We start from the raw sequence: 365 nt of genomic DNA on the forward strand, positions 1-365 counted from the left end.
CCGCTTTGTTCGCGGTCGAGGTGGCGTTGTTCCGGTTGGTGGAGGCGTGGGGTCTGACGCCGGACTTCCTGTCCGGGCATTCGATTGGTGAGTTGGCGGCCGCGCATGTGGCGGGTGTGTTGTCGCTGGCGGATGCTGCGGTGTTGGTGGCGGCTCGTGGGCGGTTGATGCAGGAGTTGCCGTCGGGTGGTGCGATGGTGGCGGTGCAGGCGTCGGAGGACGAGGTGGTGCCGCTGCTGACCGAGCGTGTGAGCATTGCCGCGCTGAACGGGCCCACGTCGGTGGTGATCGCGGGTGATGAGGACGTGGCGCTGGAGATCGCGGCGGGCTTCGAGGCGCAGGGTCGTAAGACCAAGCGGCTGACG

General features: G+C 67.9%; 1 protein-coding gene. It reads left to right on the plus strand.

The features are described 5' to 3' along the window. Positions 1–365, plus strand: a 365-nt coding sequence (locus NQU54_RS48900) for an acyltransferase domain-containing protein (protein WP_257636701.1), incomplete at both ends; no start/stop codon positions are given.

The organism is Streptomyces malaysiensis subsp. samsunensis (genome assembly GCF_024519315.1).
GTDB lineage: Bacteria > Actinomycetota > Actinomycetes > Streptomycetales > Streptomycetaceae > Streptomyces > Streptomyces malaysiensis.